This is a genomic window from Levilactobacillus namurensis DSM 19117, from assembly GCF_001434785.1.
Classification (GTDB): Bacteria; Bacillota; Bacilli; order Lactobacillales; family Lactobacillaceae; genus Levilactobacillus; species Levilactobacillus namurensis.
The window spans coordinates 21257-44047 of record NZ_AZDT01000025.1 but is presented as its reverse complement, the minus strand read 5'-3'; the positions used below and the strand labels follow the sequence as shown (position 1 = coordinate 44047).

Sequence of the window (22791 nt, the reverse complement as noted above, 5' to 3'; positions counted from 1 at the left end):
TTATTCTATAAGTTTAGCATTGAACTTTCAATCACATTTTGGACGTTTTACAAATTTTGATAGTTTGCAAGCTGAATAAATGAGTCCTCGGACAGACTGGAACCCCCGGCTAAGACCCCATCTACGTTGTTCCGCGCCATCAGACCGGCAATGTTATCCGGCTTCACGCTCCCACCGTACAGGACCCGTACGCCGTTGGCTAAATCATCCGAATAAATATCAGCGATGGTCTGCCGAATCAGGTAGCACCCTTCTTCCGCTTGGTCACTGGAAGCCGAGGTGCCACTGCCGATAGCCCAACTGGGTTCGTACGCAATGACGACCTTCGCCGCATTCTCTTCGCTGATGCCCTTCAGCGCTGCGCTGACCTGGTTGACAACCCAGTGGATCTTGTCGCCCGATTCACGGCGTCCCATGGTTTCGTCACAACAGATGATCGGCGTCATACCGTTCCGGAAAACGGCCTGCACCTTCCGGTTGATCACGTCGTCGGTCTCGTTGAAGTAGCGCCGCCGTTCGGAGTGCCCCACAATCACGTAAGGAATGCCCATCTGATGCAACGCTAACGGGCTGATTTCGCCCGTGTAGGCTCCTTCATCTTCGTAGTAACAAGTCTCGGCACCAATCCGTAAGACCCGGTCCTGGTTGGCCTCCAGCATAGTCTGTAAGAACAACGCTGGTGCGGCAATCGCCGTCTCTACTTGGTCGGCCGCCGGCAACTTGCCTTGCACGCCCGTTACGAAGTCGCGGGCTTCGGTGACCGTTTTGTTCATCTTCCAGTTACCCGCAATCAATGGTATCCGCAACCTAATCCGCCCCTTTTTCGATAAATTCAGTACACAAGCTACATCTTACCTAATTTACCGGCAATCTACCAGTAATAACCCTTTCAAGGTTTAGTCAACAAAAAAGCTGTGACGTTGCCATCACAGCTTTTCATTAGTTTAGATTACTTGTCAGAAATCGCAGCAATTCCTGGTAAGGTCTTCCCTTCAAGGTATTCAAGAGAAGCACCACCACCAGTAGAGATGTGGGACAGCTTGTCCGCAACCCCTAATTGTTGAACGGCAGCCGTGGAGTCCCCACCACCAACGATGGTCTTGGCATCACTTAAGGTACCCAAGAACTTACCAACTTCCAACGTTCCTTCAGCGTAGTTTGGCATTTCGAACACACCCATTGGGCCGTTCCAAACCACCGTCTTGGCGCTCTTCAGAACATCTTCGAATTCTTTGATGGACTTAGGACCGATATCCAAAGCCATGTAGCCGTCAGGAATGTCACCGTCGACCGTCTTGTGGTCTGCGTCATTCTTGAATTCAGTTGCGACTACGGAGTCACTTGGCAGAACCAGCTTGTCGCCGGCCTTGTCCAAGATTTCCTTGGCTAAGTCGATCTTGTCCTTTTCAACTAAGGAGTTCCCAATCTTCATGCCCTTAGCAGCGTAGAAGGTGTAAGTCATCCCACCACCGATCAAGACCTTGTCAGCCTTGGACAGTAAGTTGTCGATAACGCCGATCTTGTCGGAAACCTTGGCACCACCTAAGATGGCAACGAATGGGTGTTCTGGGTTGTCCACAGCACCACCGATGAACTTGATTTCCTTTTCCATCAAGAAACCAGCAGCGGTTTGGGCCATGTTCGACGCAATTCCCACGTTAGAAGCGTGAGAACGGTGCGCCGTCCCGAAGGCATCGTTGACGAAGACGTCACCCAATGAAGCCCAGTACTTGCCCAATTCAGGGTCGTTACCGGATTCACGCTTAACGTATTCGCCGTCCTTAACGTCTTCGTAACGGGTGTTTTCCATAACCAGAACATCGCCGTCGCTCAGACCGTTGATGGCGTCTTCCAGCTGCTTACCTTCCGTGGTTGGCACGAAGGTCACTGGCTTGTTCAACAAGTTGGACAGACGTTCTGCCACTGGCCGCATGGACAGACCTGGCTTGTCGTCTTCCTTCTTGACCCGACCTAAGTGAGAAAGCAAGATGGCCTTACCACCATGTTCAATCACGTACTTGATCGTTGGCAATGCCGCTACGATCCGGTTGTCGTTACCGATGACGCCGTCTTTGATCGGGACGTTAAAGTCGACCCGCATCAGGACTTTTTTGCCCTTCAAATCTAAATCAGAAACTGTTAATTTCGCCAATTTAGAAATCCTCCTTCAATGACATGCTTAAAAATGATTACTTTCACAATATACAGCACTTACCCGTGAATTTCAAAGGACTTCTCTTAAATTCACGGCGCAAGCAAAAACGCGCCGAGGAAATTCCTCCCCCGCCGCGTCTTGCGCATCCTAAACGTTATAAGCGTTAGGCAATGTCTAACGAATTAGAGCGTTGCGAAACGAAGTAAAGTCCGGACCATGTTGCAAGTGAAGCCCCATTCGTTATCGTACCAAGCAACGGTCTTAACCAATTGGGTGTCACCGGCAGTCGTAACTTCCGTTTGAGTTGGGTCAAAGACAGAACCATGAGGGTCGTCAATGATGTCGGTAGATACGATTTCGTCAGCATTGTAACCGAAGGCTTCGTTACCATCGGTGTGCTTCTTCATTGCGTCGTTGATTTCGTCGGCCGTAACCTTCTTGTCAAGAACAGCAACTAATTCAGTCAAAGAACCATCTGGAACGGAAACCCGTTGTGCATGGCCTTGTAACTTACCTTGTAATTCAGGGATAACCAAGCCGATCGCCTTAGCAGCACCAGTTGAGTGAGGAATAGTGTTGACAGAAGCAGTCCGGTTGTTCCGCATCTTCTTACCACGAGGGCCATCCAAGATCATTTGGGTGGACGTGAAGGCGTGGATCGTGGTCATCGTACCGGCCTTGATACCGAAGTCTTCGTTCAAGAAGTATGCCATTGGAGCAAGGCAGTTAGTCGTGCAAGAACCAGCAGAAACGATCACATCGTCCTTGGTCAACTTGTCCAAGTTAACGCCAGGAACAACCGTCGTAACGGCACCGGCTGGGGCAGAAACTAAGACCCGCTTAACACCAGCATCGATGTGGGCGTGAGCCTTTTCTTCAGAAGTGTAGAAACCGGTACATTCAAGAACGAAGTCAACGCCATCGTTCTTAACCCAAGGAATGTCTTGAGCCTTTGGTTCAGCGTAAACTGGGTATTCCTTACCGTCAACTACGATACCCTTATCCGTTGATGAAACTTCACCAGGGAAACGGCCATGAGTTGAGTCATACTTCAATAAGTATGCCAACATTGAAGGCGTCGTTAAATCGTTGATTGCGACAACTTCGATGTCATCAGAGTGCAGTTCGTGAATCCGCTTGAAAGCCAAACGACCGATACGGCCGAAACCATTAATACCAATCTTTACAGTCATACTGTGATTTCCTCCTTCAGGAAGCAAACAAAGATAATTTTTTTAAAAAGCAGTACATGTTAAGTGTATCACTTTTTTAAAACAATGTCAGCAGCACCATCATCGGTTATCAACCAAGTCTGGGCTGGCGCTAAATGCATGTAGGCCGCAATGGCCGTTCCCTTCTCCGCCCCACCGGCGACCGCAATCACCAGTGGCTTATTGGCCAGGTCAGCAATGCCAATCCCGATTCGGGGGAACTTGCTGACCACGTGACCCGTGGCATCGAAGAAGAATCCAAACGCTTCACCTACCGCGTGGGCGGCGGTCAAATCCCCAATCACCTGGGGCGACATGTTTCGCCGCTCCGCCATGGTTCGGGCCTGACCAATGCCGTGGAGGACCACGTTGCTTTCATTGATCAGCTGTAAGACTTCGTGAATCGCTGGTTCTGCAAATAACGACTTGTAAGTGGCGGTGTTTAGTTGTTCCGGCACGAATAACGACCGGAACTTACTATTCGTCCGCTGAGCCATTTGGGCACTCACGGCGTTGGCCTGAATGTCCGGTGACTCACCAATGCCCCCGCGTGCCGGGACAAACAACAGCTCCCGGTTGGTCGCAAGTGACGGGGTCAGGACCGAAGCCACGGTCGCTAACGTATGCCCGCCCATCACGGCCACCGTACTGGCACCACTGGGCAGCTGATCCATCAATACCTGCTTGGCCGCTTCGGCCATTCCGCCCAGTGACCCGTTCGCCGCGGTACTGTCCCCCGGCACGATGGTGCAATTGGCAATTCCTAACTTTTGAGCTAACTTGCGCTCACGTTCCTGCCGACCGGCCAGCGTATCCATCACCGGCGTTAACCCGTGCAAGACCCGGTTACCCGCCGCGGTGATCTGCATCCCCTTGACACTCATCTGGATGAATCCCAGATTAGCCAAGGCATCCGTCGTGGTCCGAACCGTGCGTTCAGTACAGGCTAAGTGGTTGGCCAAAGTTCGCCGGCCAACCGGCTGAAGAGCAGCGATACCCTTTAATACCCGAAAGCGACTGGTTAATTTCGTCACCATCTGGGGCATAATCGCTTCTACCCATTGCCAATCATCCTGCATCCTACTTACCTCCCGGTGGGACGTTGAGCGACCAGGGTGGCCAAATAACGCCCACCCTGCTCAAAAAATATAGGCCAACTCATCGCTAACCTAACTTACTGTGTCAGTATAAGCCCATTTAAGTCCTTTGGCAAGTGAATCCACCTAACGATTTCTTAATTTCGAACCGACCTAGACCGCTGACCGTCTCCTCCGAGAAGCAGATCTATTCTAGCGGGGCGTTCGCGCAATTCTGAGAGCATTAAAAAACTCACCGCCAACAACGGTGAGCTTACTAAGTGCGCCCGGAGGGAATCGAACCCCCATTTCAAGAACCGGAATCTTACGTGCGATCCATTACACTACGGGCGCATATCAATGACTTGATAACACTTAATTACTATAACTGATTTTGCATAAAAATACAAGGCGTATCTGAAAATTTATCCTGATTATTTTTACCATTCCCCATCTGAGCGGCCCTGACTTAGTTCGGTCACCAGCCATTCACTTGAATGGTCGCGCTTCCGTTAGACGCACACCGGTGGGTCGCGGCACCTAATACAGGTTAATCCCCTACCGAATGATTATCCACCCCCGAGAGCGATTTGTCGGAAATACTCATTCCCGTCGCAGTCCATTACCCCCTAAAACATGCTATAATGACGGAACCATTTGATTATTGGAGGTTTCATTATGACGCGTCATAAGACCTTTCGTCTGGTGGTCGATGCCCTGATGATGGCCATCGTCCTCCTGCAAAACATCGTGCCCTTTCTGGGGTACATCCCCCTGGGGCCCTTCAGCATGACCCTGATTGGACTCACCGTAATCGTCGCTGGTATCGCGCTCGAACCCCGTGACGGTGCCCTCATCGGCGGCTTCTGGGGACTGATCACTTTTGTCCGGGCCTTCACCTCGCCTACCAGCCCCGTGGCGCCTTACGTCTTTACGAATCCATTGGTCGCCATCTTGCCCCGCCTCTTAATGGGGCTGATTGCCGGGTACCTCTACCGGTGGGCCCGCCAACGTTGGTCCAGTACCAACGCAATGCGGCTGGCCGCCGGAGTCGGTGCCCTGATCAACAGCTGCCTAGTTCTGGGCATGATCTACATCTTCTACCAGACGCCCCAAGTGGCCCACGCTATGGGGGCCACCGGTGGGAAGACCCTAGGGTACGTCCTGATGCTCTCGGTCCTGACCAACGCCATCCCCGAGTTGCTTCTAGACAGCCTGGTCGCTCCGCTGATTGCCCGGCCCCTCCGGCATAAATGGGATTGCTTAAAAGCTTAACCACCCGTCAATGGGGCTCGGCTATTCGCCGGGTCCCATTTTTAGATCAAAAAAAGCTCACCGCCAACAACGGTGAGCTTACTGAGTGCGCCCGGAGGGAATCGAACCCCCATTTCAAGAACCGGAATCTTACGTGCGATCCATTACACTACGGGCGCATATAGCCGTGTTCCTTTAACAGAACACTAACTACTATACCTGACCCCCATCTGAATTTCAAGGGGCAAACGCATTTTTCTTTAATCAAATCTCATCATAGGTAGACCACGGTCAGTCCCGCCAAGGAGACCCGCCCCTGGACGATGACCCGCGGCCCATCCGTGGCTGGTTGCTTACCCTTAACGTCCACCCCGCCCAGACTGGAGTCTACCGCTAACTTAACGTTCCAGTCGCTCGGAAAGTACAAGGTCACGCCCCCCAACGAGACGTCTAGGTTAACCACCGCCCCATCGGCTGCCACCTGAACGTCGTCAAAGTACACTTTCGCGTTCCCCATCCGGACCCGGACATCGGCTTGTTGAAAGTCCTGCGATTGGAGGTACCGAATACTATCTCCCATGTTGACGTCGACCTGCACATGGTCCTCATCCGTGGTCATCCGATCAGGACTACCCAAGCGTTCGTCCGAATCCTCCCAGTCATCTGCCGTGCCGGACTCAAAGTGGTAGTGGTAGCTAATCGCGTGCGTGGGCTTCAACAAGAGCGTCAAACCAATGGTCACCAGCAAGGCGACGCCCACGATGGTCCAAGGCCCCAGGGCCGTAATCCCTAGCGGTCGACGAAACAGAATCGCCAATGCTGCCAATCCAAAGACGGTACCCGTGATGCCCTTATGCGCCAAACTATAGATGACGATAGCGACCATGAAGATTGCAAATAGGATGCGCCAAAACCCAAACTCGGCGGGTAATCCGCCCAACTGGCCCATGACCACTAGGACCGCGCCAATGAGAAAGAAGCTCCCCCAAAACCAACGATGACTTTTTTTCATCATGCCTCATTCCTTTCGTTCCAAGGCGTGCTTGACGGCACTATAGTAGCGCCGCGACACGTAGAGTTGCTTATGCGACTGTTGAAACTGAATCAAGTTACCGGTCAGCGACTTACTCAGCGTAGCAATCTGCTGGACGTTGACCACGGCGGACTTGGAAGCCCGGACGAACGTTGCCGGCAATTCGGCGGCCAATTGATACAGCGGCACGTGGGTGGTGACCACCTGAGTTGCCGTATGAATTGCCACCTGGTGACCGGTCGCCTCACAGAACAGGATAGTCGCAACGGCGATTCGTTCGCGACGCCCCCGCTGGGTGACTACCAGCTGCTGCGGTGGCGCTATGGCCGCTTGGATGGCCGCCACCAGTTGGGCCGTTGTTGCCGTTTGGGCTGGGACCCGGACCACCACGCTAGGTGCGGTCAGGTCCGGATCAATCTCGACTTTAACTTCCATCTCATCCCTCCCGCAATAACCGCTCTGTGCCGCCGCTCCATCGCGCCGACGCTTATTAATAGTAGACCACATCCCCGACTGGCTGTAAACACCGTCAGCCTAAGGGGCTGGTCAAGCCCCCTAACCGGTCATTTTCGTGATAGAATACGTGTCATTTGGCCGAACTCTGTTATGATAGGGTCAGTTAATCGGCAAATCAATCCAGGGGAAGACATATCGTTTGACCTGTTTTGACCAAAGCGGTACACTAACAACATGTTAGCAATCGCTAGCCACACAACGTAATCTAAGGAGGCTATCACGTCATGAATTTAGTACCAACTGTTATTGAACAATCATCCCGTGGTGAACGGGCATACGACATCTATTCACGACTCTTAAAGGACCGCATCATCATGCTTTCTGGTCCCATCGAAGATGACATGGCCAACGCAATTATTGCGCAACTACTCTTCTTGGATGCTCAAGACAACACTAAGGATATTTCCTTATACATCAACTCACCTGGTGGCGTCGTTTCTTCCGGGTTAGCCATCTACGATACCATGAACTTCATCCAATCCGACGTTCAAACGATCACGTTAGGGATGGCGGCTTCCATGGCCAGCGTGCTGGCTTCTTCCGGGACTAAGGGTAAGCGGTTCGCCTTACCACACGCCCAAGTCATGATTCACCAACCATCCGGTGGTGCACAAGGGCAACAAACTGAAATCGAAATTGCTGCTCGTGAAATCTTGAAGACGCGGAAGTTAATCAACCAAATCTTAGCTGACAACTCCGGTCAACCGATCGAACGAATCAACAAGGACACGGAACGGGATAACTACCTGAGTGCCCAAGACGCCGTTGATTACGGTTTAATCGACCACATTATGACCAACAGCAGCGAACAAAAGAAGTAATCATCACCTTAAAACGCTCGTCACAACCGTGACGGGCGCTTTTTGATGAACCGAATCGACTGGAAGCATTAGCGCAACATGCCAAGTGCGGGACAAAAGACCGTAAGTCAAGGGACAGACGGGGTGACAATCCCCCGCCTTACCGGTTGGGCCTGAAGAGGCTGGAGCGTGGTGGGCACGACTTGGAGCCCTGAAAACCCCAGGTCTTCAAGCTCGGCCTTTGGGTAAGCCAGCTAAAAAACGCTGACTAACCCAAACGACACCACTGAGCCTCTTCAGGCCCAACCTCACGGCTAAATTGAGCGTACCAAAAGCAGTGTTTCCTGACGTTTGAACAACCTGTGGGACTGTTAAACCTAAATGATCAGACAAACTTATTGGACCTGGAATCAATGATATACATCACCAGATATTTGATGTCGTCAACCATATGATGAGATGCCGCGGCCTGATGACGCATCATGTTCGGATATGGTTACACGATTGTAAGCCGTGACATTTTCCTAAGTGAGCGCTTCTTAGCTCGCCTAGGAAAAGGCCATGGATCTGTGTTCAATCTTCAGTGTCAGATATTACATTTCATTCAAAAAGCTCTGTAAAGCCAAAATGGTTTTACAGAGCCAATTTTTATCTATTCTACAAACAACTTGGCTAACGTCGCCACTTAAGCCGTGGCCTCGCCCTCCCGCAGTTGTTTGGCATAATCGTTGATTTTACGTAGCCGGTGGTTGATCCCCGACTTGGAGATGGGACCACCCGGAACCAGGTCGCCCAGTTCCTTAAGACTGACCTCGCGGTGCGCCAACCGGGTCTCGGCAACTTCTCGCAACTTGGTCGGTAACTGACCCAACCCCACCGTGGCTTCGATATATTGAATATTATCGATCTGGCGGGTCGAGGCGTTGGCCACCTTGTCCAGGTTCGCACTCTCACAGTTGACTAGCCGGTTAACCGAATTACGCATGTCCCGCATGATCCGAACATCTTCGAACTTCAGCATCGACGCGGTCGCCCCGATCAAGGACAGGAAGGTGGCAATCTTTTCAGCCCCCTTCAGGTAGGTAATGTACCCACTTCGCCGCACGATGGTCCGGGCGTTTAAATCATAACGATTCATCATCTCGGCGATCATCTGGTTGTGCTCCTCGTACAGGGAGTAGATTTCCAGGTGATACCGGCTGGTTTCGGGATTGTTGACTGACCCCCCGGCGAGAAACGCGCCCCGCAAGTACGAGCGGACCTGCAAATCCGAGTGCAAGATTTCATCGGGGACCGACTCTAAGAGTTGCATCCCGTCAAAAATCCCCAGGTCAGAGAGAACCTCCGTGGCCCCGTTCTTGACCCGCACGATGTACAGGTTATTCTTCTTCAACTTCATCTTTCGCCGAACCAGCAATTCACTTTCCAAATCGTAGAACTGCTTCAATAACTGGTACATCCGCCGCGCAATCGCCGGGTTTTCCGTCTGCACGTTCAGGACAAAGTGGTGGTTCGCCAACCCCAGGGCCCCGTTCATTCGAATCAGGGCGACCAGTTCGGCCTTCGCGTTGGCCCGATGCACCTCTAGGGTGGTCAATTCTTTTTTCACTTCACTTGCAAAAGACACGTTAAGCCCCCCCGTTCGCCCGGTAACGCGGCTGACCAATCAGGTTCAAGAGTTCTGAGACCACTTCTTGTCCGTTATGGAACGCCCCGTTATCGCGCAATTGTAAGAAGTCCGTCGAGATGACCCGGCAGCCTTGGCTGCGCAGACCTTGAAAATCATGACGGACTGGTTGTGACATTTCATTCCACCGTTGATAATCGATGTACTGGTCAGGCACCTTACGGGTGTTGACCAGAACTGTATCAATAAAGTTGCGGTGTAAGTGCTGGTTCAAGACGCGCACATGGTCGGCGTCCGTAAAGTTCTCGGTCTCGCCCTTCTGCGTCATGATGTTGCAGATGTAGACCACTTCGGCTTGTGATTCACAGACCGCCCGGCCGACACTGTCGATCATCAGGTTCGGTAGGATACTAGTAAATAGGCTACCGGGGCCCAAGACAATCTGGTCAGCGTTCATGATGGCATCGATCACCGGTTGAACCGCGTGCGGCTGTTGATGGTGGTCGCTGGTTTCGACCCAGACCCGCTTGATCAGCTTATGGGCCGCCGTAATCTCCGACTCCCCGCTGAGGGTGCTGCCATCGTCAAATTGCGCGTGCAGTTCCAAGGGCTCGTTCGCCGCCGGATAGATGTGCCCGTTGACCCGCATCAACTGCGAGAGCTCCTGAACGGCGTCAAAGATACCGCCCTTCATCTCGGACAGTGCCGCGATGATCAGGTTACCGATCGCGTGACCGGCAAAGAAATCGTCGGTAGTCTCAAAGCGGTACTGGAACAGGTCCTTGTAGATTCCGGGGACCTCCGCCAAGGCGACCATCACGTTACGAATATCACCAGGCGGCACTACGTTGACGTAGTGCCGAATGATGCCGGACGAGCCGCCATCATCAGCCACCGTCACCACCGCCGTGATGTCGACGTCTTGGTCCCGTAGGTTACTCAAAATCACGGGTAACCCGGTTCCCCCGCCAATCACGACGATTCTGGGCCGATGAGTTTTCATTAAATCTTTCATGATCGGTTCGCGGACTCCTTTCGTTTATTAATATCGCGATGGGTCACGTGAACCGGATACTGGTTCCCCAAAGCCTGAGCCAACCGCTGCGTTAGTGCAACCGAACGGTGTTGACCCCCGGTACAGCCAATGGCAATCGTCAAGTTGGCCTTACCCTCTTTTTTATACCCCGGCATGATGGCCTCTAGCAAGCTCAAGAACTGCTGGTAAAAGGCTTCCGTCTGGGGTTGTTGCATCACGTAATCGTAGACTGGTTGATCCAAGCCCGTCTGGTCCCGCAACTCCGGTAAGTAGTACGGGTTCGGCAAGAACCGCACGTCCATCACAATGTCGGCATCGATTGGCAGACCGTACTTAAAGCCAAAGGACATTAGTTCAATATGGAACGTCTGCGTACTTTCCGTCTCGTAGTTGTGAAAGATCTCTTCGCGCAACTTACGGGGCGAAATGCTCGTGGTGTCGATTACCAGCTGGGCCGCCTGACGGATGGGCGCCAACAGCTTTCGTTCGCGTTGAATCCCTTCCATGACGCGGCCGTTTCGCGCTAGTGGATGGGAGCGCCGGGTCTCCTTATACCGTGAGACCAGCTCCTCGTCGGAGGCATCCAAAAAGAGCACCTGAGCCTGCATGGTCCCGTGCACAGCCACATCGTTCAGCATTTTGACGATTTCGTCGTAAAACGCTCGTGACCGCAAATCAATCACCAGCGCAATTTTGTTCAACTTACCGGATTCACGGACCAGGTCCCAGAACTTCGGTAAGAGGGTCGGGGGCAAGTTATCAATACAGAAATAGCCGAGATCCTCAAAACTCTGCATCGCAACCGTCTTGCCGGCCCCACTCATCCCCGTAATAATTACTAAATGGACTTGTTCAGTCATCGTTTACGCCACCCTTTCCGTCTAAAAATGTCTTTTACGAGTATAGCACACCGGGCGTGTCTTTCCTAATCATTCTCTTGTTCGCACCTCAAAATAACGGGGTACCGACCTAATTCGCCCCAGAACATCCATAAAAAAAGTTCGCGGTCATCTACCGCGAACTTGGTTGTTGCTCTAATATTCAGTCATGCCTGCTGGTTCCCGGCTAACCGCGACTGCGAGCGAACGCAATCCAGATGGCGTTGAGACCAAAGATCATAAAGAAAATGGCGATCAACCCGTTTAACGACAACGCCGCCAAAACGGGGTGGACGAACAAGAGAATCCCGACGATCAACGTCAGAATATCCAGAACCATCGAAATCCAGAAGTAGCCCCCGCCAAACCGACGCAGGTGGTTGGCTACAATCAATCGCTCAAGCGAGTCAATGATAAACCACAGGGCAAACAGGTACCCCAACGTAACAATGGCGCTGTTCATATCAAAGAAGAACACCACGGCAATCAGGATATCTAAGATGCCTAACGCGAGCGCAAAATTGGCGCGCACACCCGTAACTTCACGTAATTTTGAATACCCCGCAATCGTGGTCAGACCACTTAGAAGGGCCATAACGGCAAAAATAATAGCTAAGCCCGTGAGTCCAATCTTGGGTGACCGAAATAGGCCATACGCGGCAACCAAGAATAGGATGCCCAGAATAAATTCGCCCCAATCGAAGCCCCAACGGGTCCGGTTCATTTGAAACATTTGCGTGCATCTCCTCACAACTTCAGTCATCTGCTGACTGGTTTCTAACCATTGTACTGGTTTTCGGGGGTTCTCACAAGGACCTCCACTCACAAAAAGGCGTTAACCCGCAATGATTCACGGGTTAACGCCCCTTTTCTAACAATTAGGTAACAGTGGCCCGCTACTTGCTGGTCTGGTCGGCTTCCGTCCGCTGACGGTCGCGTTCCAACACGGGTTTTAAGTACTTTCCCGTGTAACTGTTCTGAACAGTCGCTAATTCTTCTGGCGTCCCGGTGGCCACCACGTGTCCGCCGGCTTCTCCGCCTTCGGGTCCCAAGTCAATCAAGTGGTCGGCCGTCTTGATCACATCCAAGTTGTGCTCGATCACCAAGACCGTGTTGCCCTTGTCGACCAGTCGGTGCAGAACCTCCAACAACCGCTTGATGTCATCAGTGTGCAGCCCCGTCGTGGGTTCGTCTAAGATATAGAAGTTCTTGCCGTTCTGTTGCTTATGCAACTCCGACGCCAACTTCATCCGTTGCGCTTCCCCACCAGACAGCGTGGTCGCGGGTTGCCCCAACTTGACGTAGCCCAAGCCCACGTCCTGAATCGTCTGGAGCTTACGCGTGATCTTAGGAATGGCATCGAAGAACTTCAGTGCCTCGCTGACCGTCATGTTCAAGACGTCCGCGATGTTCTTCCCCTTGTATTCAACTTCTAGGGTCTCGGAATTATACCGCGTCCCGTGGCAGACTTCACACGGCACGTAGACGTCAGGCAAGAAGTTCATTTCGATCTTCAAGATACCGTCCCCGTGACAGGCCTCACAACGACCGCCCTTGGTGTTGAAGCTAAAGCGGCCCTTCTGGTATCCCCGGAGCTTCGCGTCGTTGGTCTGCGCGAACAGGCCGCGAATATCGTCGAAAACACCAGTATAGGTCGCCGGGTTACTCCGCGGGGTCCGTCCGATTGGACTCTGGTCGATATCGACCAATCGCTCAATGTTTTCGACCCCGGCAATTGAGGTGTACTTCCCAGGCTTTTCAGAATTGTGATTGAGCTTCTGGGCCAATGCCCGCTTGAGAATCGTGTTGACCAGCGTTGACTTCCCGGAACCGGAAACCCCCGTGACCACCACGAACTCCCCTAACGGAAAATCAACCGTGATGTTCTTCAGGTTGTTCTCAGCTGCCCCGGTGACCCGGATCAACTTGCCGTTACCCGGCCGCCGAGTCAACGGCACCGGAATGTACTTCTTACCAGCTAGGTACTGGCCAGTCAACGACTTCCGGGAGCGCATGACCTGCTTCGGTGTCCCGGCAGCCATGACCTGACCCCCGTTCTCGCCGGCACCCGGACCAATATCGACAATGTAGTCGGCGGCCCGCATGGTGTCCTCGTCATGTTCCACCACGATCAGGGTGTTCCCCAAGTCACGCATCTGCTTCAACGAAGCAATCAGTCGGTCGTTATCCCGTTGGTGCAACCCAATCGAGGGTTCGTCCAAGATATACAGGACCCCCGACAAGTTAGAGCCAATCTGGGTAGCCAACCGGATTCGTTGGGCTTCCCCACCGGACAGAGTCCGGGCCGACCGACTCAGCGTCAGGTAGTCTAGCCCCACGTTCCGCAAGAAGGTCAAGCGATCCCGAATCTCCTTCAAGATCGGTTGAGCGATTACTTGGTCCTGTTCTCCGAAAGACAGCGCCTTGAAGAAGCCCAATTCTTGGTCAACCGGTAAATCGGAGACTTCTCCGATGTGCTGACCATCGATCTTGACACTTAAGGCCTGCCGGTTCAGCCGGTAACCGTGACAGGTGCTGCAGGTCAGTTCGGTCATGTACTTGCGCATCACGTCGCGGGTGAAATCACTATTGGTCTCGTGGTAGCGCCGGTTGATGTTCGGCACCACCCCTTCGAAGGCAGCGTCCACGTCGCGAACCCCACCGAAGTCGTTTTCATAGTGGAAGTGGAAAGTCTTTCCCTCTGACCCGTACAAGACTAACTTTTGAGCTGCTTTATCTAAGTTCTTAAACGGCGTATCCATATCCACACCGAAGGCCTGACAAGCTTGTTCCAACAAGGCCGGGTAATACTGCGAACTGATTGGGTTCCAGGGTGCTAAGGCCCCTTCACGTAAGGTCTTGTCCTTATCCGGCACGACCAGATCCAAGTCAACTTCAAGCTTGACCCCGAGACCGTCACAGTCGGGGCAAGCGCCAAATGGGGCGTTAAACGAGAACAGACGTGGTTCCAATTCGCCCACGGTAAACCCACAGATGGGGCACGCGTAGTGTTCGGAAAAGATCAATGGTTCGCCGTCGATCACGTCGCCGATGGCGTAGCCGCCGCTCAACCGCAACGCTGCTTCGAAGGAATCGAATAACCGGGAGCGAATCCCCTTCTTGACCACGATTCGGTCGATCACGATGGCAATACTGTGCCGTTGGTTCTTATTCAGTTCGGGAACGTCGTCGATATCCTGAATCTCCCCGTCGACCCGGACCCGAACAAAGCCTTCCCGCCGAATCTTCTCGAAGACTTGCTTGTGCTGGCCCTTCTTATCCCGGACGATGGGCGACAAAATCTGTAGCTTAGTCCGTTCGGGCAACGCTAAGACTTGGTCAACCATCTGTTCCACGCTTTGGCTGGTAATCTTGGTGCCGTCGTTGGGACAGATAGGTGTCCCGACCCGAGCCCAGAGCAGACGCAGGTAGTCGTTGATTTCGGTCACAGTCCCGACCGTCGACCGCGGATTCTTCGACGTGGTCTTTTGGTCGATCGAGATAGCGGGACTCAAGCCATCGATGGAATCGACGTCCGGTTTGTCCATTTGCCCCAAAAATTGCCGGGCATACGATGAGAGGCTTTCGACGTACCGCCGCTGGCCCTCGGCGTACAGGGTATCGAACGCTAACGAACTCTTCCCCGAACCAGAGAGGCCACTAATGACCACCAGCTTATTCTTGGGAATCGTGACGTCGATATTCTTCAAGTTATGGGCCCGCGCCCCGTGAATCACAATTTTATCATTCTGCAAACTAGTTCCTCCTCCGGACCTAATCACCGATCTCCGTCTTCATATCCATAATGGTATCCCGCAACGAAGCCGCCTGTTCGAAGTCCAACTTCTTAGCGGCCGCTCGCATCTGGTCTTCCAATCGTGCAATCAATTTCTCTTGGTCTTCCTTATCCATGGACTCGAAGTCGTTTTCGACAAAGTCATCGCTTTCACCGGTATCGTCACTCTTCTTAGTGACCGCAATCAAGTCGCGAATTGGCTTGATAATGGTGGTTGGCGTGATATGGTGCTTCTGATTATAGGCGATTTGAATCTTCCGCCGCCGAGCCGTTTCATCCATCGCCGCCTGCATCGATTCCGTGACACTGTCGGCATACATGATGACGTGCCCGTGCGAATTCCGCGCCGCCCGGCCGATGGTCTGAATCAAGGACCGTTCGTTACGCAAGAAGCCTTCCTTATCCGCGTCTAGGATGGCGATCAAGGAAACTTCCGGAATATCGATTCCTTCCCGCAAGAGATTGATGCCGACCAACACGTCGTACTTACCTAGTCGCAGGTCCCGCATGATGGCGGTCCGTTCCAAGGTCTTGATGTCCGAGTGCAGGTACGCGACCTTGATGCCCAGGTCTTTGAGATAGTCGGTCAGGTCTTCCGCCATCTTCTTGGTCAGCGTGGTGACAAACGTCCGCTCGTTGGCCTCAACACGCTGGTTGATCTCTCCTACCAGGTCATCCATTTGGCCCATGATTGGCCGGACCTCAATGGTTGGGTCCAGCAACCCCGTTGGCCGAATGATCTGTTGAACCACGTGCTTGGTCTGGTCCTCTTCGTAAGGTCCCGGCGTCGCCGACATGTAGACCACCTGGTTCACGTGTTGTTCGAATTCACTGAGCTTCAGTGGCCGGTTGTCCAACGCACTAGGTAACCGGAAACCGTAGTCGATCAACTGTTGTTTCCGGGCCCGGTCCCCGTTATACATCCCCCGAACCTGGGGCATGGTCACGTGTGACTCGTCGACCACTAACAAGAAGTCCTTGGGGAAGAAGTCCAATAGCGTGTACGGCGGTTCGCCGGCTTTCCGGCCGTCCATCCACCGCGAGTAGTTCTCGATCCCGCTAGTGTAGCCCATCTCCCGCATCATTTCGACGTCGTAGGTGGTCCGCTGCTTCAACCGTTGCGCTTCCAATAATTTACCTTGTCCCTCAAGTTCCGCTAGCCGGTCCTTGAGTTCGCCTTCGATTCCCTTAGTGGCCGTAGCCATGATATCGTCATTGGTCATGAAGTGGGTCGCCGGGAAGATGGCAACGTGTTCCCGGTCACCAACGATCTCCCCGGTCAGGGCATCGACTTCGCGAATCCGGTCGATCTCATCACCGAAGAATTCGACCCGCAACGCCCGTTCATCCCGGGAAGCGGGGAAGATCTCGACCACGTCGCCGTGGACCCGGAAGCGGCCCCGCTGGAAGTCGTAATCGTTCCGTTCAAACTGGATATTGACCAGCTTGCGTAGCAGAGCGTCCCGTTCAATCTCCTGACCGACCCGCAACGAAACCACGTGGTTCTTGTATTCTGTTGGGTCCCCTAATCCGAAGATAGAGGAGACGGACGCCACCACGATTACATCGTTACGTTCCAACAGTGAGCTGGTTGCCGAGTGTCGTAACTTATCGATCTCATCGTTGATCGACGAGTCCTTTTCGATATAGGTATCACTCGACGGCACATAGGCTTCTGGTTGGTAATAATCATAGTAACTGACAAAGTATTCGACCGCGTTGTGCGGGAAGAACTGCTTGAACTCACCGTAGAGTTGGCCCGCCAGTGTCTTGTTATGCGACAACACCAGCGTGGGCTTGTTAACGTTTTTGATGACGTTCGAGATAGTGAACGTCTTCCCCGTCCCGGTAGCCCCCAGTAAAATCTGCGCCTTCTCGTGATTCTCAATACCCTTGGTCAGTTCCTCAATCGCCTGCGGTTGGTCCCCCGTAGGCTGATACTTCGAAACTAAGTCAAATTTTCGATCCGTCTGTCGATCGATCATGGCAGCGACCCCCTTACTGATTAAAATTTTGATGACAGCGAAAAAATGGGAAACTTAGCGCTCCCCATCACGTTCAAATAGTTTACCATACCGAACATACTTTCGCTAGTCTAGTGATTCACCGGGCGAACTTATCTTGATAAATCGTTACGTTCGCGGTGCGGTCCCCCCGAACGACCGTCGTGGTCTGAACCTTGGTCAACCCTTGGCCAGTCCAAAACGCCGGCGCACTGCGGTCCCCCATGAAGACGCTCAGCTGTAGCTGGACGGCATCCGCCGCCCGTAGCGTGGTCACCAGGCTCTGATAGAGTTCCGCACACCGGTCCGCCGATAGCGTCTTCTCCGGCATCCAAAGCCCTAACCAGACCAGACTGGGTAACGGGTAATCGATGATCAGATCAACGATCAGGACCAACTGGTCATCTTCGAAAACGCCGAGGTACGCCTTCTGGTCCGCCGTGGCGTTGACTGGGACGTCGTCTAAGTCTTGGATGGCTTCCCGCCGAGTCACCGGATGGTCCTGAAAGTGTTCGTAGTAGTCCGGATGGGCGCTTTGAAACCGATAGATCAGGTCGTCATCGTCGTGGGTCAACGGCCGGACCGTGGCGTGTTGAATATGCTGGTTCCATACTGTGGCTAATTGCATGCTTACTTCTCCTCCGCGTTTTGTAAGAGGTCGTGGGTCATCGACTGGAGCTTCTGGCGGTCGCTGAAGTCCGCCGACAACAGTTCCGGCAAGACTTCCTTCAAGAAGTATTGGACACAGGCCATGTTCTGGAACTTCAAAATGGTGGTCAGACTCTCCCGGTAGATCTCCGTATAGACCGGCTCTGGATTGCCCTTTTGAATCTCACCGAAGGATTCATATAACAGATCCACCTTATCAGCGACGGAAAGAATCTGGCCTTCCAACGTGGCGTCCTTTCCCTCACCCAGCCGCCGGGTATAGGCCGCCTGGAACTGTTTCGGAATTTCATTGTGAATAAAGTTAGCGGTCAGCGAATCCTCTACGTCGGCCAACATATGCCGTAATTCCGGCGTTGCGTACTTTACTGGCGTCTTGATATCCCCGATAAACCGTTCCGTGTAGTCGTGGTTCAAGGCCTTCTCGTACAGTAGGCGCCAATTGACCGCATTGCCGGCCTGTTCTTCGACGTCACCTAAGAATTGCGCCTCTTCGGCCACCTTGAATGAATGGGCCGCTACGGAGTGCTGCTCGAACTTGAAATAGCCCGGTGCCCGATTAATCGTCTCCAGATCACTTAAACTCTGCAAAAACTGATTCATGCCCAATACTGCCAACTCCCTTTCCTAACTCTTGATGTCGGTCGACCGACGACCGTTGTTCTCTTTAGAATACCACAATCTGGATAGGGCACGTTAATCATGGTTTGGCCCCATCAACAACTCATCACCATTGGGGATTCCCACGCCCACAAGCGCCTATGCTTCGCTATTGGGAATCCAAAAAAGGAGCCCCGGCAAAACGCCTAGGGCTCCTCTCAGTATCTTGATTTAGCTAGTGTTGCAGCGTACTCCCCAGGTAACCACTAATCACCAGGGGAACCCGCGCTGATAACTGACGCACTTATTGAGCAGATGCTGCTTGGGACTTCAAGGTCTCCAAGTAATTGAAGACGGCTTGTCCCGCCGTGCCCCCTTCACCAACGGCCGTGGTAATCTGCCGCAGATCCTTCTGGCGCACGTCACCGATAGCAAAGATGCCGGGAACTGCCGTGGCCATGTGGTCATCGGTCTTGATCCACCCCGCATCATCGGTAATGCCTAAGCCCTTGAAGGCTTCCGTCATTGGTAAGGTCCCGACGTAAATGAAGACCCCACTGGCATCCAGATGGCCATCTTCGCCCGTCTGGTTGTTGTGGGTGGCCACACCGGTCACCTTCATGTCGTCGCCTTGAATCTCCGTGACGTTCGTATTCCATACGAATTCAATCTTGTCGTTGGCAAACGCCCGGTCTTGCAAGACTTTTTGGGCCCGTAACTGGTCCCGCCGAACCACGATGGTCACCTTAGCGGCTAAGCCGGCCAGGTAGATACCTTCTTCAACGGCCGAATCACCACCACCGACGACGATTACGTCGCGGTTCTTAAAGAATGCACCGTCGCAGACCGCGCAGTAGGAGACCCCTCGGCCACCGTAGCTGTCTTCACCAGGAACACCTAACTTCTTGTACTCAGAACCCGTGGCGACAATCACGGCTTTAGCCGTGTAATCCCCATCGTCGGTCTTGACCACCTTATGGTCACCGTGGTCTTCAATGGCTTCTACGCTCCCGTAGGCAAATTCAGCGCCAAACTGGGTCGCGCCTTCGTACATATCCTTCGCCAAGTCTGGTCCTAAGACTGACTTGAACCCCGGATAGTTTTCGATGGCGGCCGTATTGTTCATCTGGCCCCCGTAAATGCCCCGATCAAGCATCAAAACGGACAGGTTCGCCCGCGATGCGTAGAGCGCACCGGTCATCCCACCGGGTCCAGCACCAATTACAATCACATCATAGTTTTTCAAGATGACGACTCCCTTCCGAAATATCTTAGCCTGACTGACACTTTACTATTAAAAAGTAAGTTTGTCACCTATTTTGTTCCGGATTTTTTCTCATCCTCTGCGGCCAGCTTCTGGCCTAAGGTCTTAATGTATTCGCGCAATTGCGTTTTAGTCTCAGGATGGTTCAACCCAAATTCGATATTGGTCTGTAACCAGCCGAACTTGTTGCCGACATCAAATCGCTTGCCGGTGTATTCGTGGGCAAAGACGCGTTGGGTCCGGTTCAAAATATCAATCGCATCCGTCAATTGCAGTTCGTTGCCTAACCCAATCGGCGTGTTCTCCAATGCTTCGAAGATTTCAGGCGTGAACAGGTACCGACCAATAATGGCCAGGTCACTCGGTGCCTTATCTGGCTCCGGCTTTTCCACGAAGTTCGTTACGTTGTACAGACCCGGCGCCGTCTCTTCAGAGGGGTTGATCACCCCATACTTGGCCGTGTCTTCATGCGGTACCCGCATCACAGCTAAAGTCGACGCACCCGTCTGGTTGTACCGGTCGATCAATTGCTTGGTCAACGGTACCTTGCTTTCCGTCATGTCATCGCCCAACATCACCACGAAGGGTTCGTCGCCGATGAAGGCTTTCGCGGTCAGAACAGCGTCGCCCAGGCCCCGCGGGTAAGGTTGCCGAATGAAGTACAAGTTCATGCCGGTGGTCTCTTGGACCTGCTTCAACATCTTTTCCTTGTGCTTGGCTTCCAAGTTAGCTTCCAATTCAGGGTTGGAGTCGAAGTGGTCTTCGATGGACCGCTTGGACTTCCCGTCGACGACCACGATATCCTCAATTCCGGACTTCCGGGCTTCTTCGACGATGAACTGGATCGTTGGCTTGTCAACGATTGGTAACATTTCCTTAGCAAGTGCTTTGGTAGCCGGTAAGAACCGGGTCCCCAAACCCGCGGCTGGAATGACTGCTTTTCTGACTTTTCTCATAACGATGGTTCCCTCCTCAGTGACATTAACTAAAATTCAGCGCGACCCTCACGTTGCATCAGGTCGGAAATGGCGGTACGAATATCCTTGCCTTCATACAGAACCTGGTAGATGGCTTCCGTAATCGGCATGGAGACGCCCCGTTGCTTCGATAATTCATACGCGGCCTTGGTCGTGGCCACCCCTTCGATAACCATGCCCATGTGGCTGACCACATCGTTCAACGCTTCACCACGGCCTAGTTCATCCCCAGCACGCCAGTTCCGGGAATTGGCACTGGTTGCGGTAACAATGACGTCGCCGACACCGGATAATCCAATAAAGGTCATCGGATCGGCACCAAATGATGTTCCCAACCGGGAAATCTCGGCTAGCCCACGGGTCATCAGCGCCGCCTTCGCGTTATCACCGTAGCCCAGACCATGTAAGGCTCCGGCACCTAAGGCGATGATGTTCTTCAAAGCGGCCCCGATTTCCACCCCGATGACGTCGGAGTTGGTGTAGACCCGGAAGTAGTTGGTCATGAATAACTTTTGGGTGTACTTAGCTGCCTCAGGGCTCGCACTAGCCGCCGTAATCAGCGTCAGGTCATGCCGCGCAACATCTTCAGCGTGACTCGGACCCGACAAGACCGTGACCGCCTTGCGGTTGGCCGCCGGAATCTCTTCTTCCAAGATTTGGGAGATCCGCTTGTAGGTCTTCTGTTCGATTCCCTTGCTGGCATGGATGATTTCCGGTTGTAATTGCTTTTCTGCCAATAGCGCACCCACTTGATGGGCCACGGACCGCACAGCCTTGGTTGGCACCACGAACAAGATGGCATCGACCCCGTCGATCGCCGTTGCGAGATCCGCGTAAGCGACTAACGATGACGAGAACGTAAAGTCCTTGATGTACCGGCTATTGGTATGTTGCGTATTCAGTTCTTCGACTTGCTTCGGGTTGTACGACCATAGCCGCACGTCATGGCCATTTTCATCCAAGACGCTCGCAAGGATTGAACCCCAAGAACCGGCACCGAGTACTGCAATTTTCTCTGACATAGTTGTCTTCTCCTTAATTTGAAAGTTTAGCACGTTCACGGAACGGATTGCCATCTAGGTAGTCCGTCGGGGCTTGCGTCTGCCGCCGCCGATAGATCCAGATGATTAAGGCACCGATGAACAGAACCACCGACAATAATTGGGAGACGCGAATGACCCCCAGTAACATCAGACTATCCGTCCGCATGCCTTCAATGAAGAATCGTCCCAATGAATACCACATCACGTAACTTAAGAAGACTTCGCCCTGCTTAAAGAGTTGCGGGTAATGCCGCAGACTCATCAGCACCACGAAGCCCATCAGATCCCACATAGACTCGTACAAGTACGTGGGTTGACGGTATGCCCCGTTGATGAACATCTGATTGATGATCCACCCGGGAAGGTGCAACCCCTGCAAGAACGACAGGCTGGTGATTCGGCCGAACGCCTCTTGATTCATGAAGTTGCCCCAGCGGCCAATCGCTTGGCCTAAAATGACGGTAGGCGCCGCCACGTCTAGCATTAACCATACTGGAATGAAGCGGGAGCGGCAGAAGAAAAAGACCACCAGACCGGCCCCAATCAACGAGCCATAGATGGCAATTCCGCCGTCCCAAATCGCAATGATCTCACCCGGGTGTTGGCTGTAATACCCCCACTGGAAGACCACGTAGTACAGGCGCGCCGCAATCAGCGCCGCCGGTAACGCCCACAAGATCATGTCGTAAATATCATCGGGCTTGATTCCGCGCCGCTGTCCCTCACGAACGGCTAACGTCACCGCGATGATCACGCCGGTCGCGATAATCACCCCGTACCAATGAACGGCCAGTGGGCCTAAGTGAATCGCAATCGGATTGAGGGCTGCTAAAATCGGTGTTAACGTGATTGTCTA

At 53.0% G+C, this 22791-nt stretch carries 20 protein-coding genes and 2 tRNA genes; 2 read left to right on the top strand and 20 right to left on the bottom strand.

Annotated elements, in window-relative coordinates; all coding sequences use genetic code 11:
* Positions 1-47: 47 nt before the first annotated feature.
* The 5 genes from tpiA to FD30_RS04815 all read right to left on the bottom strand — a co-directional run bounded on the left by tpiA (position 48) and on the right by FD30_RS04815 (position 4796).
* Positions 48-806: a triose-phosphate isomerase gene (gene tpiA / locus FD30_RS04835; protein WP_056944118.1), complete on the bottom strand. Its 759-nt coding sequence runs from the start codon at positions 804-806 to the stop codon at positions 48-50.
* Positions 807-949: 143 nt separating this feature from the next.
* Positions 950-2152 (bottom strand): phosphoglycerate kinase, encoded by a 1203-nt coding sequence (locus FD30_RS04830; protein WP_024747683.1) that lies wholly within the window; start codon positions 2150-2152, stop codon positions 950-952.
* Positions 2153-2337: 185 nt separating this feature from the next.
* Positions 2338-3348, bottom strand: coding sequence for a type I glyceraldehyde-3-phosphate dehydrogenase (gene gap, locus FD30_RS04825; protein WP_024747682.1), 1011 nt, complete (start codon positions 3346-3348; stop codon positions 2338-2340).
* 68 nt (positions 3349-3416) lie between these two features.
* Positions 3417-4445 carry a sugar-binding transcriptional regulator gene (locus FD30_RS04820; RefSeq protein WP_024747681.1) on the bottom strand — a complete coding sequence of 343 codons (1029 nt, stop codon included), beginning with the start codon at positions 4443-4445 and terminating at the stop codon, positions 3417-3419.
* 279 nt (positions 4446-4724) lie between these two features.
* Positions 4725-4796: transfer RNA gene (locus FD30_RS04815), tRNA-Arg, on the bottom strand.
* A gap of 324 nt (positions 4797-5120) precedes the next feature.
* Here FD30_RS04815 and FD30_RS04810 point away from each other — a divergent pair.
* Positions 5121-5717, top strand: coding sequence for an ECF transporter S component (locus FD30_RS04810; protein WP_056944117.1), 597 nt, complete (start codon positions 5121-5123; stop codon positions 5715-5717).
* A gap of 86 nt (positions 5718-5803) precedes the next feature.
* Here FD30_RS04810 and FD30_RS04805 read toward each other — a convergent pair.
* The 3 genes from FD30_RS04805 to FD30_RS04795 all read right to left on the bottom strand — a co-directional run bounded on the left by FD30_RS04805 (position 5804) and on the right by FD30_RS04795 (position 7164).
* A tRNA-Arg gene (locus FD30_RS04805) sits at positions 5804-5875 on the bottom strand.
* Between the two features lie 95 nt (positions 5876-5970).
* Positions 5971-6708 (bottom strand): LiaF transmembrane domain-containing protein, encoded by a 738-nt coding sequence (locus FD30_RS04800; RefSeq protein ID WP_056944116.1) that lies wholly within the window; start codon positions 6706-6708, stop codon positions 5971-5973.
* A 6-nt stretch (positions 6709-6714) separates the two neighbouring features.
* Positions 6715-7164 (bottom strand): LytTR family DNA-binding domain-containing protein, encoded by a 450-nt coding sequence (locus tag FD30_RS04795; RefSeq protein WP_056944115.1) that lies wholly within the window; start codon positions 7162-7164, stop codon positions 6715-6717.
* 305 nt (positions 7165-7469) lie between these two features.
* On the opposite strand from FD30_RS04795, the gene clpP reads away from it, so the two are divergent.
* The gene (clpP, locus tag FD30_RS04790; RefSeq protein ID WP_024747677.1) at positions 7470-8066 is read left to right on the top strand and encodes an ATP-dependent Clp endopeptidase proteolytic subunit ClpP; all 597 of its coding nucleotides are present in this window, start codon (positions 7470-7472) and stop codon (positions 8064-8066) included.
* A gap of 664 nt (positions 8067-8730) precedes the next feature.
* Here the strand turns inward: clpP and whiA are convergent.
* The 12 genes from whiA to lgt form a co-directional block, all read right to left on the bottom strand.
* A complete protein-coding gene (gene whiA, locus FD30_RS04785; RefSeq protein WP_056944114.1) occupies positions 8731-9672 on the bottom strand; it encodes a DNA-binding protein WhiA in 942 nt (313 codons plus the stop codon).
* Between the two features lies 1 nt (position 9673).
* Positions 9674-10687 carry a gluconeogenesis factor YvcK family protein gene (locus FD30_RS04780; RefSeq protein ID WP_024747675.1) on the bottom strand — a complete coding sequence of 338 codons (1014 nt, stop codon included), beginning with the start codon at positions 10685-10687 and terminating at the stop codon, positions 9674-9676.
* Positions 10684-11568: an RNase adapter RapZ gene (rapZ, locus tag FD30_RS04775; protein WP_056944113.1), complete on the bottom strand. Its 885-nt coding sequence runs from the start codon at positions 11566-11568 to the stop codon at positions 10684-10686. Before rapZ ends, FD30_RS04780 begins: the two co-directional genes overlap by 4 nt.
* A 205-nt stretch (positions 11569-11773) precedes the next feature.
* A complete protein-coding gene (locus FD30_RS04770; RefSeq protein ID WP_056944112.1) occupies positions 11774-12319 on the bottom strand; it encodes an HdeD family acid-resistance protein in 546 nt (181 codons plus the stop codon).
* Between the two features lie 163 nt (positions 12320-12482).
* Positions 12483-15341, bottom strand: coding sequence for an excinuclease ABC subunit UvrA (uvrA, locus tag FD30_RS04765; RefSeq protein WP_056944111.1), 2859 nt, complete (start codon positions 15339-15341; stop codon positions 12483-12485).
* Positions 15342-15360: 19 nt separating this feature from the next.
* Positions 15361-17367: an excinuclease ABC subunit UvrB gene (uvrB, locus tag FD30_RS04760; protein WP_024747671.1), complete on the bottom strand. Its 2007-nt coding sequence runs from the start codon at positions 17365-17367 to the stop codon at positions 15361-15363.
* A 118-nt stretch (positions 17368-17485) separates the two neighbouring features.
* On the bottom strand, positions 17486-18013 hold the full coding sequence (locus tag FD30_RS04755) for a hypothetical protein (RefSeq protein WP_056944110.1): 528 nt from the start codon (positions 18011-18013) through the stop codon (positions 17486-17488).
* Positions 18014-18015: 2 nt separating this feature from the next.
* Positions 18016-18660 (bottom strand): YfbR-like 5'-deoxynucleotidase, encoded by a 645-nt coding sequence (locus FD30_RS04750; RefSeq protein WP_056944109.1) that lies wholly within the window; start codon positions 18658-18660, stop codon positions 18016-18018.
* 295 nt (positions 18661-18955) lie between these two features.
* Positions 18956-19900 (bottom strand): thioredoxin-disulfide reductase, encoded by a 945-nt coding sequence (trxB, locus tag FD30_RS04745; RefSeq protein WP_056944108.1) that lies wholly within the window; start codon positions 19898-19900, stop codon positions 18956-18958.
* A 65-nt stretch (positions 19901-19965) separates the two neighbouring features.
* Positions 19966-20871 carry a UTP--glucose-1-phosphate uridylyltransferase GalU gene (gene galU / locus FD30_RS04740; protein ID WP_056944107.1) on the bottom strand — a complete coding sequence of 302 codons (906 nt, stop codon included), beginning with the start codon at positions 20869-20871 and terminating at the stop codon, positions 19966-19968.
* 29 nt (positions 20872-20900) lie between these two features.
* The gene (locus tag FD30_RS04735) at positions 20901-21914 is read right to left on the bottom strand and encodes an NAD(P)H-dependent glycerol-3-phosphate dehydrogenase (RefSeq protein WP_056944106.1); all 1014 of its coding nucleotides are present in this window, start codon (positions 21912-21914) and stop codon (positions 20901-20903) included.
* 13 nt (positions 21915-21927) lie between these two features.
* Positions 21928-22785 carry a prolipoprotein diacylglyceryl transferase gene (gene lgt / locus FD30_RS04730; protein ID WP_034545714.1) on the bottom strand — a complete coding sequence of 286 codons (858 nt, stop codon included), beginning with the start codon at positions 22783-22785 and terminating at the stop codon, positions 21928-21930.
* Between the last annotated feature and the right edge of the window lie 6 nt (positions 22786-22791).